This is a genomic window from Phaeobacter sp. JH20_02, from assembly GCF_048056915.1.
In the GTDB taxonomy this organism is placed as follows: domain Bacteria; phylum Pseudomonadota; class Alphaproteobacteria; order Rhodobacterales; family Rhodobacteraceae; genus Phaeobacter; species Phaeobacter bryozoorum.
This window is the reverse complement of sequence record NZ_JAYMVP010000027.1, coordinates 15,453-30,909: the sequence shown is the minus strand read 5'-3', so window position 1 is coordinate 30,909 and position 15,457 is coordinate 15,453. Positions and strand designations below refer to the sequence as shown.

Below are 15,457 nucleotides of genomic sequence, written 5' to 3'. Positions count from 1 at the left end.
AAGCCGACCAAACATCAACAATGAAAGAGACGATCATGGCCCAGAAATTTGTCAAAGGCCTTAAGGACTTGATGACTGAAGCAAACAGCGTGGTTGCCGTCATGCCGATTGACGAAGCAAAGGAGAAATACGCCGACGGCAACTACGTGTTCGTTGATATTCGCGATGGCACTGAAGTGCAGCGGACCGGGCTTATCCCCGGCGCCGTTCATTGCTCACGCGGCACTATGGAGTTTCAGATCGCCCCAGACAGCCCGCACCACAAACCCGTTTTCAACCAGGACAAGACCTATGTGTTCTACTGCGCCGCTGCCGGCCGTTCCGCTTTGGCGGCCAAACTGGCGATGGATATGGGCATGTCCCCGGTCATGCATATGGCCGGCGGATTTGATGAATGGGTCAAGCAGGACGGGCCCGTGCAGGCTTCCAACGGCTGAGCCCGGACCTGCGGATGCGTTCACCGGGGGAGCACAGATGTGCCCCCCTCAGGGCCTGAATGCCGATCGGCCCAAGAACCAGGCAAGCCGGAGCTGTCAAATGACTGAAGAAAAGATCTCCCGTATCGCCCATGCAATTGTTGAGGATGCACTCAGCGAATTTGGTGAGGCTTCGGTGCTTGAACGCGCTTGCAGGCGTTTGCTTGAAGCGGGTGTGCCCCTTGTCAGATTCAATGCCTCTCAGCCAGTGCTGCACCCGACAATCGGTGGCTATCTGCATCTCTGGACCCGGGATGGAGGCGGTATTAAGACAGAAAGCTGGCTGCGCGCGTCTCAAGAAGCCGGAACCGATTTTTCCCGCACTCCTTTCTACAAACTGATCTACCAGAAGGCTGATAGCCTGAGATACCCGCTCTTCGGAATCAGCGGATACGGCTGTTTCCCCTTGCTGGAAAAACTGCAGCAGGACGGCGGAACGGACTATTTCGCGTTGCGGATCTCCTTGGGAACGGGAATGAGCCTGGGTCCTGCCCGCATTTTTTTGACATCCTGGGCAACCGACCGGCCGGGCGGCTTTGAAGACTGGCATCTGGAGGTGATCAAGCGGATCGCGCAAACGCTCGCCCTGGTGATCAAGACCTCATCCAACCAGCAGATCGGCCGTAATGTTGTCCGGGCCTATCTTGGGAAAAATGCAGCCGAAACAGTTTTCAACGGTCAGATCGAAAGAGGTGCAGGACAGAGCATACAGGCGGCACTTTGGTCGTCTGACTTGCAAGGATTCACCAAGATTTCCGACGAGGTTCCGCGCGACCAGCTGGACACCTCCGGAAACCTCTGGCTGATCGGCGGATAACGTGATTCACTTCCCGCGTAACGGGGAGGCGGCCATGTCGAGGCAAGCAGGCTTCTGGAGCGTTGATGACCGGCTGGCGGAGATCTCGGCGGGTGGCGATCCGCTGGAGACATTGAATGCCACTGTGGATTTCGAGCGCTTCCGGCCAATTCTTGAGTGCGCGGCTGGCAGGCCGCGTAGTTCCAAGGGCGGTCGACCGGCTTTGGACATTGTGCTGAAGTTCAGAATGCTGGTGCTGCAGAGCCTGCATGGACTGTCGCTCGAGGGAACCGAGCGAATGGTTCGGGACCGGCTCAGCTGGATGCGGTTCTGCGGTCTCGGGATCGCCGACACAGTGCCGGACGCGAACACGCTCTGGGACTTTCGCGAGGCCTTGATCAAGGCTGATGCGTTCGACGGGCTGTTCCGGGAACTCGACCTGGCAATCAACCAGGCGGGCTTCATCCCACGCGCCGGACAGATCATCGATGCAAGCCTCATCGCGGCCCCGCGCCAGCGCAATTCGGACGGCGAGAAGGCGGCCATCAAAGCTGGCAAAACCGCGCAGGAGATCTGGCCGGACAAGCCTGCAAAGGCGGCGCAGAAGGACACGAACGCGCGCTGGACGGTCAAGTACTCCAAGGCAAAGCCGCGTGCGGACGGCAGTAAACCGGTCGACCTCGCGATCCCGATGTTCGGCTATAAGAGCCATATCTCCATTGATCGCCAGAATGGGATTATCCGCCGTCAGATCGTCACCGACGCGGCCCAGCATGATGGTGCCCGATTGCGCGAGGGACTGGTCCAGACGGCAAACACCGGACGCGGGGTTTGGGCAGATACCGCGTATCGGTCGGCTCAGAACGAGGCGTGGCTGCAAGCGAACGGGATGAAGAGCGAGATCCACCGAAAGAAGCCCCGCAGCCGCCCGATGTCACGGCGGACCTCACGGGCAAATGGCCGTAAGTCAGCCGTGCGTTCCAAGGTCGAGCACGTCTTCGGACATCAGAAGGATCGCATGGGCCTGATCATCCGAACCATCGGCCTGGCCCGTGCCAAGGCGACAATTACTCTGGCCAACATGGTCTACAACATCGGCCGATTGCGATGGCTTCTCAGCCGAACTGCGCCCGCCTGACGGCTCACGTCCCTCGAACCTACAGCGCTAAGCCAATCAGGCCGCAGTAGCAGCCCCCCAGGGCTGCTCATATTACTCCGTACATCAGAAAATCACGGTTTCCGGAGGTGTCCAGCTATTGAATATGGTCAACGATTATTTTGAATGCGTGGTAGACAGTGTCCACAGGTACGGTGGCAATATCCTCAAATTCATGGGCGACGGGGTGCTCGCAGTTTTCGACAAAGGCAGCGATGCGCTCAGCACCTGTGCCGCAGCCCATGCGGCCGAACATCTCAGGCGGCAAATCACCAGGCTGACAACTGCAAGACGGGACAGAGGCCTGCCCGCAACCGGCCTATACCTTGGCCTCCACCTGGGAGAAGTCCATTATGGAAATGTGGGCTCGCCAAACCGTCTCGACTTTACTGTTACCGGACCTGCGGTGAACGAATTGTCACGCATAGAGGGCATGTGCCGCAAATTGAACCGGGACATTGTAATTTCCGAAGCCTTCGCGCGGAGCCTCACCGTTGAAAGCATAAAGCTTTCCAGCCTCGGCAGCCATGAACTGCGCGGCGTGCGGGAACCCAAGGAGTTGTTTTCGCTGGAGAGTTTTGGAACCCTTCTCTGCTGACTTTAAATTTCGCTGACGCAGGCAACCTTGCGAGCCTCCCTAGCCCCGCAACTTTCGTGCAGGGCATGCGGCTGGGTGAATATGTGCAGGATTTCTGACTGCCTGATAGGGTCAGGCCTCATTCATTCCGCACCACTGACGCCAGAACGCTTTTCTCATGCTTCCAGCACAGCCTGTGCAGCTAGCCCGGAAGATTCTACCGCTCCAGCCAGATACCCGGCCTCTTTGGGACTGCTTTCGCTGCCGCCCAGCGTCAGGCGCCCTTGCCAAGGGCCGTTAACCCAAGCGGATGCGCCCGCTGGGTGCCCGCTATTGTCCAGATCTGCGGGAGCCGCTGTCAGCGGATCAGCTGCCCAGTCCTTGATAAGCGCGGTCTGCGGCACAGCCGCCCTTTCGCCGAAAATGCGCACAAGCTGCAACAGGCAATCCTGCTTGAGCCGGCTGTCCCCCATCTGCGCCCTTTGCCGGGCTCCGATTCCAATGAAGCCGAAGAGAGCTGCCTTGCCCGAAGCGGTGGTGGCGTCGTGTATTTCCGCCATCGGACCGACCATGCTCTGTACCGTTCCGCTGAGCCCCGCTTCCAGCCAGAACGGTTGCTGATATACCGCCAGGAACTTGGCATGGGGCGCCATCCATGTTGGCGTGCTGTCCCATAGCCGCCGGTCATTTTCTTCCAGATCAGGCGTAAACCGCACGGATGATGCAAGCACGCGCGGCGGCAGCGCGGCAATGACGTGACTAGCCTTGACCTTATGCCCGGCACCATCCTGGAATTGAATTGTCAGCTCCACCCCATTGTCCAGCAAGCACAGGCCAGCAACACGCGCGCCCCGGTGAACCCGATCACCCGCCAGCAAGCCTTCAATGGCACGGACCAGCGAGCCTGTTCCCCCTTCAAGGCGCCTGGATACCGGCTCCTGGCGCCCCCCAGGGTAGCGCAGCGCAGGCTCGCGCGACATGCGTTCGAATATCACGTCGCCCTCCGCACGCTGGGCAAAACTCGGCAGCCCCAGCTCCTCTATCAGGCTGCCGATTGCTGGCTGCATCCGCGGCCAGAACCAGGATGGCCCCAGATCGAAACCATCCTCATCGGTGCTGCCTGCTTCGTTCACAGTCAGAATGCGCCCGCCCAGCCGGTCCCGTGCTTCAAAGAGCTGGTAATCAATACCGGCCTGATCCAAGAGACGGGCGGCGTTAAGGCCGGCTAGGCCGCCGCCAATGATCGCAACTTTGGTGTCCATCAGTGTCTTCGTACCCCATTCGCGCGCTTGATCAGGCAGGCAATTGCAATACGTCCGGATGCTGCAACGGCGCATCCTTGATCCAGACGGTTGCGCCGGCATCCCCTGTTTGGGCATCAATGCCGTGACCGGCCGGCAGCCGCAGCCAGCTCTGTTCCTTCAGACATTTTCCTCTCACCGAAAGCTCTCCCTGTAGCACCAGCAGTTCCAGCCCGCGCGTGTTTTCAACTGCAACAGCAACGCCCGGCTCCCATTCTTCCAGCATGACGCGTTCTGCACCGTCCTCGAAAAGGGTGTTTGACAATTTCACACCCTGACGTGCTTCACCAGGACCGCCCTCCCCTGGCACACGGACAATCTGTGCCGCATCCCCATCCCGGAACTGCCAGAGGCGGACAAAAATCGTACAGCCGTCAACCGCGGCAGGGCTGTGAGAGGTTCCTGGCGGGTTACGAAAATAGGTGCCTGCCGGGTAATCCCCGTGCTCGTCCTGAAAGGTCCCGTATAGCACCAGGATTTCCTCGCCGCCGCTGTGAACATGTGCAGGAAAGGCGCTTCCCGGCGCATAACGGACGATGGACGTCGCCCGCGCAACCTCACCGCCTTCGCGGTACAGCATCTTGCGCTCTACTCCAGCCGCCGGGCTCGGGGTCCAATCAAGGGAGGAGGCGTGAACGGTAACTGGCTGGTCCAGTTCTGCATTGATGCGCATGGCGGGGTCCTTTTCCTTTCAGCTCTGTGACTGTGGATAGCACTGCCAATTCATGAACAGAAATGGCATGAATTCATCAATCAATGCAGGATGCTCATAGTGCTTGACCGGTATCATCTAGCCATTCTCCGCGAAGTGCGCCGGGCGGGCAGCGTCACGGCAGCAGCAGACCGTCTGAGCCTCAGCCAGTCGGCAGTCAGCCATGCAGTTGCCAAGCTGGAGAAGTTTCACCAGGTAAAGTTCTGGCGCAAAAAGGGCCGCAGCTTGGAGTTCACGCTGGCAGGATCCTATCTTCTTGATTTGGCCGACCGCATTGTTCCGGAGCTGGAACATGCTGAAACCGTTCTGGCCGGTATGGCAACCGGGCGGCGCGGGGTCCTCCGGGTCGGCATGGAATGCCATCCTTGCGAGAGATGGCTGATGCAGGTCACCGCGCCTTACCTGGCGGCATGGCCGGACGTGGAACTGGAGATCCGCACGGAATTCCGTTTCGACGGCATTGCAGCACTGGAAACGCACGAAATTGACCTGCTGATCACCCCCGATCCGGTGGCCAGGCCAGGGCTTTTGTTTGAACCGGTTTTTGACTACGAGATCATGCTTGCGGTGCCGCACGATCATCCCCTGGCAGCGCAATCCGCAGTCGAACCTGCAAGCTTGACTGATCAGACACTTATTTCCGTACCTGTCAGCATGGACCGGCTCGACATCTACACGCGCTTCTTGATCCCGGCCGGCTGCCGCCCCAGGCGGCGTGTGGAAATAGAAAGCATCGACCTGACGCTCCACCTTGTTGCCGCGGGGCGCGGACTGGCGGTTTTACCGGACTGGCTGATCATCGAAACCGGGGCAGGCCTTCCCGTCAAGGCTGTGAGGATCGGAAAACCAGGGCTTTCCAAAAGCATCAATGTGGGTTTGCGGCAGCCAGACGCCGGCATCGACTATGTGGCCGGCTTCTTGAAACTGGCCCGCAAATTCCCCGGGGCCAGGACAAAGGATGGCTTCTAGGGTCGGGCCCATTGATGCTGCACCGCTGGTTTCAGTTCAGTAACCTTCTGCAATTCACTGTGAGAGAACGCAGCTGCTGACCAGGCGGCTAGTGGGGTCGGCAAGCTGTATTCTTCGCATTTTTGAGCTTCCCACTTGATGCATCGATGATCAATGCGTATGTCTGGCTGCAATCGCAAGTCTATTCGGCAAAAGAGAAAGGGCAGTAAGATTCCCAAGTCTCCTTTGCTGAACGGAAATAAATGTCTCACTGCCTGCAGGTATGCTCCTGTCAGGCAAATGCTTAGTGGGGTTTTTTAACCCGAAACTTTGATGATCGATGCATCGAGGAAATATAATGAAGCAAACACAGAATGACAACGTCGTGGCCATCATTGGCGCTGGACCTGTTGGGATAGCAGCGGCAGCTCAGCTGCTACAAAAAGGCCTGACACCTATTGTCCTGGAGAAAGGCAATTCAGCGGGCCGCGCTATCCAGGAATGGGGCCACGTCCGCGTGTTCACCCCTTGGCAGCTCATGACTGACCCCTCCGTAACAACCCTGCTTGACGATGCGGGATGGACACAGCCGGATGCGGAAAGCGTCCCGACAGGCCAGGAGTTTGTCGACCAGTACCTGATCCCGGCAACATCCATCACCCTGCTAAAAGACCACATAAATTTCGGTGCGGAAGTTATCGCGGTTTCAAAACGCGGCCTGAGCAAGTCAGTCTCCAGAGGCCGCGATAATGCCCCGTTCAGCGTTCACTATGTGACGGCTGATGGAGTGCGTCATGTTCTCGAAGCTGGCGCCGTCATTGATGCGTCCGGAACTTGGTCAAATCCGAACCCCATCGGCGCCGATGGGCTTCCGGTTCCCGGGGAAGAGGAAGCCAAAACTCACATCTTCCATGCAATTCCGGATACGCTCGGTGCAGACCGGAAGCTGTATGATGGCAAATCAACCCTGGTTCTGGGCGGCGGGCATTCCGCAACAAATGTTGTTCTCGATTTGCTGCAGTTACGCCGCGGCAATCCTAGCACCCAGATTTTCTGGGGGCTTCGGCACAACACAATGGAAAAACTGTTGTCGAGTGTCGGCCTGAACAAGGAACTGCCTGAGCGTGCGGCCTTGGGCACAGCGGCAAAAGAAGCCATCGATGCCGGCTCACTGGAGCTGCTTGCACCGATGCGCGTCGAACGCATAACAAAAGCAGACGGCAAGTTGAATGTATCTCTCATGGTCGCCGGCCAGCCCCGCGAGATTTCAGTGGACCGGATCGTGGTGAATACCGGCTTCAGCGCTGATCTGGACATCTTGCGCGAGTTGCGGCTGGATCTTGACGATGTGGTTGAATCCCCGCGCCTCCTTGCCCCGATGATTGACCCGAACCTTCACTCATGCGGCTCTGTTCCTGCTCATGGCGTGGAGGAGCTGTCCCACCCGGACAAGAATTTCTTCATTGTCGGCATGAAGTCCTATGGACGGGCCCCGACCTTCTTGATGCGGACCGGCTATGCCCAAGTCCACTCAATCACCGACTCTCTGGCTGGAGTTGTCACAGAGATGCCGCTTGAGCAGATCGCGCCTGCCTGCTGCATTGGAGAAGACGGCGCAGAATTCAACTGCGGCGGCAAACTGGAAGCCGATCCGGATCCCGCCAGAATCTATGGTGCCCCGCAGCAGCAAGCATCCAGCTGCTGCGGAAGCGAGGACAGCAGTCCGGAATCCGCCAGCAACTACAGCCCCGCGCAAGAAAATGCGGCAGGATGCTGCGGGTCATCTGGGAAAAGTGAAAACGCAGCCACCGTATCCTCTGGCTGCTGCGGCTCGTCTCAAGAACCTGAAGCGGAAGCAAAGCAGGCAAACTGCTGCACCTAACACACTCTACCACTCAGGCAGCCGGGCGAGGCTGATGCCTTGCCCGGCACAGAACTTTTCAGGAAAGCAGCGCCACCGCCAAGCTGAAACGTAACCGGTGCGCCGTGAGTGAATTGCAGGGACCGAAACCCCGTAATTTCCGGTCCCCACTACAGCCTCAGGGGCCGCTGCTCGGCAATGGTCTCCATCGAAAAATAGGATGTGACCGAATCCAGCTCCACCGAGGAAATGAGCCGCTGATACACGCGGTCATAGCTGTTCATGTCCGCTGTTATCACCTTGGCCATGTAATCACAGTCGCCGCTGATCCGGAAGAAATCCACCACTTCGGGAATGTTCATAACCGTCCGGCGCAGCTCTTTCAGCCAATCGGCAGAATGGTGGCGCGTCCGGATGAGCACAAAGACAACAAGCTCCATCCCGACTTTTCTGCGGTCCAGCTTCACCGTCGACCCGCTGATAACTCCGGCCGCGGTCAGGCTCTGCAGGCGGCGCCAGCAGGCATTCTGGGACAGGCCGACTTTTTCAGCCAGCTCCCGCTGCGGCAGCGAACCGTCCTCCTGCAGCGCGTTCAGGATTTCCCTGCCTTTCTGATCTAATTTCTTGCCCGCCATGTTGTCATAATCTGCAAATTTATTCGAACAGCGCAATGAAAAAGATAAAAACCTGACGCCTCCGTGAGTAATCTTCACTTAGGAGGTGCCGTCATGACCATGGAAATTTTTAGAGACTCGCTGAAGACCGGTGATGTTGTGAAATCGGTGCGTGAAGGCGTCATCGGCGACGGCGCCAGGATTCCCGGCCTGTTCGGAGACGTTGAGCTCACCTATGCCGATTATGTCGCCTCCGGCCGGGCCTTGTCCCAGGTCGAGGACTACGTGCGGGAGCATGTCCTGCCCTTTTACGCCAACAGCCATACCGAAGCCTCCTATTGCGGCCAGTACATCACCCGTCTTCGCGCCGCCGGGCGGGCCGAAATTTCCCGCCTGACCAATGCAGATGATGGCTGTTCGGTTGTTTTCACCGGCTCCGGCGCCACCGCGGGCCTGAACCGGCTGGTGGCACTGTTCGGGGTGAACAAGGCAAAAAAGGCTGTCGTGTTCATTGGCCCATACGAGCATCACTCGAACATCCTGCCCTGGCGCGAAAGCAATGCAACCGTTATCGAGGTGCCGGAAAACCCCGAGGGCGGCCCCAATCTGGCTGTGCTCGAAGCCGCGCTGATCGAGCATCAGGATGCGGATGTGAAGATCGGCAGCTTTTCGGCGGCGTCCAACGTGACGGGCGTGATCACACAGCCGGACGACGTGACCCGGCTCCTGAAAAAGCATGGCGCGCTTGCCGTCTGGGACTACGCTGGCGGAGCGCCCTATCTGCCAATCGACATGAACCCCGCGCCCGACTGCCGGAAAGATGCGGTTGTTGTCTCGCCGCATAAGTTCCCCGGCGGCCCCGGCGCAACCGGTGTGCTGATCATGCGCGACAACGCTGTCGTAAGTGATGTGCCAACCTGGCCTGGCGGCGGCACCGTCACTTTCGTTTCGCCCTGGAAACATCACTACACCAGCAGCCTTGCTTCCCGGGAAGAAGCAGGTACACCCAATGTTGTCGGCGACATCCGCGCAGCACTTGCCTTTGTGGTCAAAGACGTGATCACCCAACAGTTCATTTCCGCGCGCGAGGCGGAAATGAACAAGATGGCAATCGATGCCTGGCGCAAGAACCCGCAACTGGTTTTACTTGGAACTGAACACGAAAACCGCCTGCCGATCTTCTCATTCCTGGTCAAACGCAAGGACGGAACAAGGTTCCATCATCAGCTGTTCACACGCATGCTGAGCGACGTTTACGGTATCCAGGTCCGCGGCGGCTGTGCCTGTGCCGGCCCGTACGCGCATTACCTCCTCAACATCGACTCAGAAAAATCCGAAGAGCTGTTTTGCTCGCTGCAGCAGGGCAATGAACTGGAAAAACCCGGTTGGGTACGCCTCAACTTCAGCTATCTGATGAGCGATGAAAAAGTGAACTTCATCATCGACTGCGTCAATGAACTGACGGGCCGCCTCGAGGAACTGGAAGCAAGATTCAAGGCGGACCCCAAGACTGCGCGCTTTGCCATCGACAATGATGAGCTCGAGGTCGCCTGAGGTAAAAGTGCCTGAACCTGACTTGGCGGCCGGTTCTGAAACCGCCGCCAGCGCCATCCCGAAACCAGCGCGAGGACATTCTGATGCAAGAGCGATCCGGCCTCAGTACTAATCCCGAGGTTCATTCCTTCTTCGATCCGGTGACAAACACGATCAGCTACGTTGTGCGTGATCCAGGATCACAGTCCTGTGCCGTTTTCGATTCTGTCCTGGACATCGACTATGCGGCGGGCCGGACATCTTATCAAAGCGCTGACAAGATCATCGATTTCATTCAGGAGCATGACCTCCTCCTTGAGTGGATCATCGAAACCCATGTGCATGCAGATCATCTATCCGCGGCTCCGTACATCCAGGGAAAACTGGGCGGCCGGATAGGGATCGGTAAAAACATCTCTGTAGTTCAGCACACTTTTGGCAAACTGTTCAATGAAGGCACTGAGTTTCAGCGCGACGGCAGCCAGTTCGACCGGCTCTTCGCCGACGGTGACAGCTACTCCATCGGCAGGCTGAAAGTCACAGCAATCAGCACACCGGGCCACACGCCCGCGTGCATGACGCACATCACCGGAAATGCGGCTTTTGTGGGTGACACGCTGTTCATGCCGGACGGCGGTTCTGCCCGGGCCGATTTTCCCGGTGGCGATGCGGGCATTCTCTATGACTCCATTCAAAAACTCCTGGCCCTCCCCGATGAGACCCGCTTGTTTATGTGCCATGACTACGGGCCCAATGGCAGGGATATCCAATGGGAAACCACTGTCGCAGAACAAAAGGCCCACAACATCCACGTCGGAGAAGGCAAGTCCCGCGAGGTTTTTGTCGAACTGAGAACCCGGCGTGACGCGCAACTGGCCATGCCATCGCTGATAATCCCATCCATTCAGGTCAACATGAAAGCCGGTGTCGTTCCCTCCAATGAAACCGGCGATCAGGTTTTGAAGGTGCCTTTGAACAAGCTGTAGGCCCCAATACCCGAACTTCAATGCCCTGGACCGCGCTTCATCTGTCCGCGGTTAATTGTCCCGGAAACACAATCACGGAGGCACAAAGTGAAAGTAACCGCCTGCTGTGATGGTGGCGAAGCTTCAAGACAGGCGCCCGGCGCGCCTGACACCAATCGTCAAGCGTGAACTGGAAAGTTACCTTGCCCGGCTGACTCCCGGGCAAATCAGGAAGCTTAACTGACCAGAAATGTCACGCAGGCTGCTCCGCCTGGTTTGGGGATCAACAAGGCGGAGCCACCTGGGACGGCAGACGAACAGAGCGAGCGGTGCTCATCTCCTCACGCGACCGCTCTACAAAAAGATGGCCGGACTCTGAACACGTCTGAGAACCATCTATCCGCAACTGCCGTCCCATTTCTTTCCCTAGGCGCCGGGCTCATTGCCTATCTGAAGCTACTCGTTGGAAATCTCTGAACATGAGCAGTTTAGCGCTATGCACTTCGCATCTGTAGAGACTATCGGTTTCCCTCCCAAACGACCGCAATGGGGAAGATCGCCGCGCTGCCGAAAGTTTCGCGCTGCAGTAGCGAGGGTTTTCAGCGTCAGCAGTAGCCGCAGGAGCAAAAGCCGGCTTCCTCCCGCAGTGCGGTTCTTCAGTCTTCAGAAATGAAGCAGAATGCACGAACGGCGGCAATGCAACAGTAGCGCTGCCTCGTTCGGCCAGACTTAAGGCGACAACCAGGCGTGCCTTGTAGGATTTTCCAAATTTCGCGGCCTGCGAATTGAGCCCTTCGACCCAAACGAACGAACCCGAGACTTCTTCAACGTTCTTTTTCCGCACCAGGCCAAAGTTTCAACGGTCAATGACAGACAGGTCGACGTTCCAGGTCTTCAGCACGCTGGAGCAGCCGGGATGCAATCCGGAGGTCGATGCGCATCCCATATTGGCATGTGCGGTCAACAGCTTCGGTAACAACTTGGACCGCAATAGACGAAAGATGCCGTTTAGCGCCTTCCCGCCGCACAAAATCACTTAATTCCGCACGTGTGAGCTCGCGCAACCGGACAGGCGGGCATCTGCTGAGAAACGGTTCAGGCAACAGGCGGTAATTGTTGGACGTCAGCACCCAGCCCACCCAGCTCATGTCGAACTTCACCTGATAGTAAGGGCAATTCCAGCGTTTCGCGGTCATGGGTTCGAGCAACGGCAAGAGCGCCTCAGCCAGACCAAAAGTATGGCCCTTATTGGACGTAGCCTTCCCGGCCTTTTCCACTTCATCCACGACAAGGATCGGGTTTGCTACGCCCGCCTGCAGAATGGTTTCCAGCACGCGCCCCGGATACGCACTGCCCCAGCCCCGCTGCGACCCGACTACGCCGAACGACGCGTTCTCGCTGGTAGCTTCAACAACGGCTGTTGGGACTGTGAGCAACTGTCCAAGGCGCCGCGCCCAGTGGCTCTTACCGATTCCGGGCGGCCCATCCAGAAGCATGGGCGGCAGACGCAGGCCCGGCCAACCGTCGCGTACGGACCGGCGCATCGCATGCCACACGGCTTCCGTCGCCGGAGCCATCCAGGGCATTTCCCCATGCAGTTCAGCCGCCAGTTCATCAGCCAGGTGTTCGGTAGCGATCGCAACCAGCCTGACGCCATCCCGAAATACAGAGAGCCGCTCCCGGTGCTCCCGGCTGAGATGCCCCATGCCGGAAGCTGCCTTCCGGCGCTCAAGAAGAAGATCAACACGGCGTTTGATCCGCGCTCTGTCCTGTTCGCTGGGGCTGGTGGAGTGGCGGCGCCTTGCGGCTCTTTCACCGCTGTCTTCGCCCTCCGCACCAGCGCTGGTATCTGGCAGCTTCCGGCTTCGCAGGTCGCGCAGGTGCTGCACGAACCGTTTTTCCAGCGAGTAGGTGGTGTCCTCCGGGCTGAAAAAACGGGCTTCGATAAAGGGGATGCGGGACATCAGGGGAAAACCTTTGGCAAAATTGGCCTGTTCGCTGGGAAGGCTCCAGCCGCTGAACAAAGGATTGGCTGTTGGGTTTACAGGAACACGGGCTTGCGGCTGTTTGATGCTGTCACCTGGGTCCAATCGACCTCTTCGAAAAGTGCGTTGAACTGGACTTTGCTCAATGTTTCGGGCCCGGCTTGCGGTTTCGGCCAAGCTAAGCGCTTGCCATTCAGCGATTTCATGATCTGCACAAGACATTAGCCATCCCAGACCTGAAACTTCAGCCAGTCGGCGCACCGGGATCGGAATTGATAACACCGGTCAGACCGTCTCCACGAATGATCTACGCCACGTCCGTGCTCAAGCACTCAAACAGTGGGTGCCATCCACCGCCAGAGGTGAAGTCGCAGGCCACGTTCGTCTTCTTGATGCTCCAGGGCGGCCGCCGAAAATCCTTAGAGTGGGCTTCCATGATACGCAGCGCATCCTCGGCAATGCAGTTGTCCTTCTCAGACACGTCCCTCTCCCTTCTTGAGACTGTTGCGGGTGGAACAACGTAACATCGCTGTGTGCCCAATCCACTTTGATTCGGTAGTGCTCCGGTTTGTGGCGGATTTGGCGGGGCGAGTCTATGCATTTGTTTTTTATCAGTTTTTCGCAAATTCCGGCGCTGCTCCTGGCTGATCCGGACAGTCCTTCTGGCAGCCAGGATCGTCTCCACTTTCATTGGCGTCACGGCGCGTGCAGAGATTTGAGAAGTATCGGCGCAAAAGGAAGCGAGGTTCGAAATTTCGCATTCCTACTTGCTCGCCAGCTACCGGTGGTGCTCCCTGGCGGCGAGCAAGTTTCAGTTTTCGCACGCCGCAAACCTGGTGGTGAGCTGCCAAGGAAAGGACGGGGGGTGGCTTTTCGCAGACATTCTTCCGCTGGATGCTGTCAGCAGTTTCGCTTTCACTCATGGAAACCATGTGCTGGATCGAATAGCAGATTCCAGACCTGCTGCTGAGAACGACTTGTGCCTGAGTCCTTGAATAATCGGTACGCAACATCGGCATGGGTGACTGCGAAACGGAGATATGCCTTTGTTATTTATGCATAAAGGCAATAACTTGGATCGGCAAAAACAAAAGAAGTGACCCGCATCATGCCTCTGAGACACTTTGCCCAACAACCTCGCCTGGATCGTAATTGCCACTTCGAGGGGGTTCCGCGCTCAACATATGCGGTAATGAAACGCGCCCAAGAAGGTTCGAGGAGGTTTGTGATCGATCGAATTTGTCGCTGCAGCGGGCACAAACTTCGAGAAGCACAAACCTGCTTGGACAGCCGTATGGTAAATAGTCGACTGGCGGCGCTGCGAGGTCCCCTCGAAAACCGGTCTGGCCGCTTCGGAACTTCCTGTAGTGCCGCAATAAGCAGCAGGCCTGCCAATGCGACTATGTAATCAGCGGTCGCTGTTCCCTCGCTTGGATGGAATTCGGTTGGCACGGCCACTGAGTTTCCTTAGCCATCTGCGGCATGCGCAAAGACTTGACACCAGAGGAAACGAAACGCCTTCATTGGATGCAGCTGTACTTGCGTCTGCCCGAGCTCGGGGTACGGGTAACTTGGCCCACAGAGACGGCTTGTCGGGACCGGCTGATTGCGGGACGTTGGCCCAACGGCGTTCAGTGTCCGAAGTGCGGCAGCAAGCAAACCGGCCACTTGGAGAAGCGGAAGATTTTCTGCTGCAAGAGTTGCCTTTACCAATTTTCCCCTCAGGTCGGCAGCGTTTTGCATCGAAGCCATGTGACCCTCCAGAACTGGTTTCGCGCCGCCGAGATTCTGATTTGGCACAATGCGAATAGTCTCAAGTTGGGTTACCCGACCGGCCACAGCTTGAAGGATGAGCTCGGGATTAGCTACGCCGCCACTTTCAAGATGAAGAAAAATCTCCTGGTCGATTTGGGGCTACCCCAAGGCGGATTGATTGGAAGTTGTATCCTCTCGGAAGCTCCCCATTCAACCCCAGCCATCATCCGCAAAGACCGCACCGCAGAATACCTTTGGGTCTACAACCAAGTCCTATCCCGAAGCGAAGAGTGCGCTGCTGCACACGCGCCCACCGTGCCGCCTTATTGAGTTAACGAGATAGCGGATCCACAGCCGCGTCAGCCGGCCTGGTTCACAGCTCCAATGCGCGTTGCTATTCTACGTTTGCAACCACAAGACAGCAGGCTTGCGCGAGAGGAACCTACCCTTGAAATAATTTGCGAAAAAATGACAGGCGCTTGATTTCCAAGTTAAGCCCCTGAAAATAAACATTTTTATTGACATTTCGGCGCTCATGTGGGATTTCGCCGACCCTGTTAACATGTGTCGTAGCTGCGTCTGACCTGAAAGGAGTACCTCACCAACCGATGCGCATAAGTAGAAAGCAGAACACGAGCCTGCAGGGCGCATAGTGGAAGCTGGGCGTGCCCTTCCTAATTTGGGCCGTTGTCACCAAGCTGCAGTGTCCAAAGTGTTCAGCAAAGGACATCCAACGCAGTCCCCGTGAATGCTCACCCATCCAGGTCATTCATCTCAA

15 protein-coding genes are annotated in these 15,457 nt (G+C 57.6%); 9 read left to right on the top strand and 6 right to left on the bottom strand.

All coding sequences use genetic code 11. The features are described 5' to 3' along the window. Window positions 1–35 precede the first annotated feature (35 nt). From VWY34_RS13850 to VWY34_RS13835, 4 genes are all read left to right on the top strand, one after another. A complete protein-coding gene (locus VWY34_RS13850) occupies window positions 36–437 on the top strand; it encodes a rhodanese-like domain-containing protein (protein ID WP_416545779.1) in 402 nt (133 codons plus the stop codon). Window positions 438–537: 100 nt separating this feature from the next. Continuing rightward, window positions 538–1,293 (top strand): hypothetical protein, encoded by a 756-nt coding sequence (locus VWY34_RS13845; protein WP_416545714.1) that lies wholly within the window; start codon window positions 538–540, stop codon window positions 1,291–1,293. Window positions 1,294–1,327: 34 nt separating this feature from the next. Next, entirely contained in the window at window positions 1,328–2,410 is a 1,083-nt protein-coding gene (locus VWY34_RS13840) for an IS5 family transposase (protein WP_416545712.1), read from the top strand. A gap of 118 nt (window positions 2,411–2,528) precedes the next feature. Next, window positions 2,529–3,026, top strand: a complete 498-nt coding sequence (locus VWY34_RS13835) for an adenylate/guanylate cyclase domain-containing protein (protein WP_416545710.1) — start codon at window positions 2,529–2,531, stop codon at window positions 3,024–3,026. Between the two features lie 155 nt (window positions 3,027–3,181). On the opposite strand, the gene VWY34_RS13830 is transcribed toward VWY34_RS13835, so the two are convergent. Beyond that, a complete protein-coding gene (locus VWY34_RS13830; RefSeq protein WP_416545708.1) occupies window positions 3,182–4,369 on the bottom strand; it encodes a flavin monoamine oxidase family protein in 1,188 nt (395 codons plus the stop codon). Continuing rightward, window positions 4,299–4,979: a cupin domain-containing protein gene (locus VWY34_RS13825; protein WP_416545706.1), complete on the bottom strand. Its 681-nt coding sequence runs from the start codon at window positions 4,977–4,979 to the stop codon at window positions 4,299–4,301. Before VWY34_RS13825 ends, VWY34_RS13830 begins: the two co-directional genes overlap by 71 nt. A gap of 99 nt (window positions 4,980–5,078) precedes the next feature. On the opposite strand from VWY34_RS13825, the gene VWY34_RS13820 reads away from it, so the two are divergent. Both VWY34_RS13820 and VWY34_RS13815 read left to right on the top strand, forming a co-directional pair. Continuing rightward, complete coding sequence (locus VWY34_RS13820) at window positions 5,079–5,987, top strand: LysR family transcriptional regulator (protein WP_416545704.1); 909 nt, start codon at window positions 5,079–5,081, stop codon at window positions 5,985–5,987. Window positions 5,988–6,324: 337 nt separating this feature from the next. Beyond that, window positions 6,325–7,848, top strand: a complete 1,524-nt coding sequence (locus VWY34_RS13815; RefSeq protein ID WP_416545702.1) for an NAD(P)-binding domain-containing protein — start codon at window positions 6,325–6,327, stop codon at window positions 7,846–7,848. A gap of 149 nt (window positions 7,849–7,997) precedes the next feature. Here the strand turns inward: VWY34_RS13815 and VWY34_RS13810 are convergent, their stop codons facing one another. Further along, complete coding sequence (locus VWY34_RS13810; protein WP_416545700.1) at window positions 7,998–8,462, bottom strand: Lrp/AsnC family transcriptional regulator; 465 nt, start codon at window positions 8,460–8,462, stop codon at window positions 7,998–8,000. 93 nt (window positions 8,463–8,555) lie between these two features. Here VWY34_RS13810 and VWY34_RS13805 point away from each other — a divergent pair, with 93 nt between their 5' ends. After that, complete coding sequence (locus tag VWY34_RS13805; protein ID WP_416545698.1) at window positions 8,556–9,995, top strand: aminotransferase class V-fold PLP-dependent enzyme; 1,440 nt, start codon at window positions 8,556–8,558, stop codon at window positions 9,993–9,995. Between the two features lie 83 nt (window positions 9,996–10,078). Next, on the top strand, window positions 10,079–10,960 hold the full coding sequence (locus tag VWY34_RS13800; protein ID WP_416545696.1) for an MBL fold metallo-hydrolase: 882 nt from the start codon (window positions 10,079–10,081) through the stop codon (window positions 10,958–10,960). Window positions 10,961–11,802: 842 nt separating this feature from the next. Here the strand turns inward: VWY34_RS13800 and VWY34_RS13795 are convergent. From VWY34_RS13795 to VWY34_RS13785, 3 genes are all read right to left on the bottom strand, one after another. Continuing rightward, window positions 11,803–12,903 (bottom strand): AAA family ATPase, encoded by a 1,101-nt coding sequence (locus VWY34_RS13795; RefSeq protein ID WP_416558553.1) that lies wholly within the window; start codon window positions 12,901–12,903, stop codon window positions 11,803–11,805. Window positions 12,904–12,980: 77 nt separating this feature from the next. Continuing rightward, window positions 12,981–13,130: a hypothetical protein gene (locus tag VWY34_RS13790; RefSeq protein WP_416558552.1), complete on the bottom strand. Its 150-nt coding sequence runs from the start codon at window positions 13,128–13,130 to the stop codon at window positions 12,981–12,983. 405 nt (window positions 13,131–13,535) lie between these two features. Beyond that, window positions 13,536–13,847, bottom strand: a complete 312-nt coding sequence (locus tag VWY34_RS13785; RefSeq protein ID WP_416558551.1) for a hypothetical protein — start codon at window positions 13,845–13,847, stop codon at window positions 13,536–13,538. Between the two features lie 559 nt (window positions 13,848–14,406). Between VWY34_RS13785 and VWY34_RS13780 the strand changes: the two genes are divergently transcribed. Continuing rightward, window positions 14,407–15,009 carry a transposase gene (locus VWY34_RS13780; protein ID WP_416545690.1) on the top strand — a complete coding sequence of 201 codons (603 nt, stop codon included), beginning with the start codon at window positions 14,407–14,409 and terminating at the stop codon, window positions 15,007–15,009. Window positions 15,010–15,457: the final 448 nt, after the last annotated feature.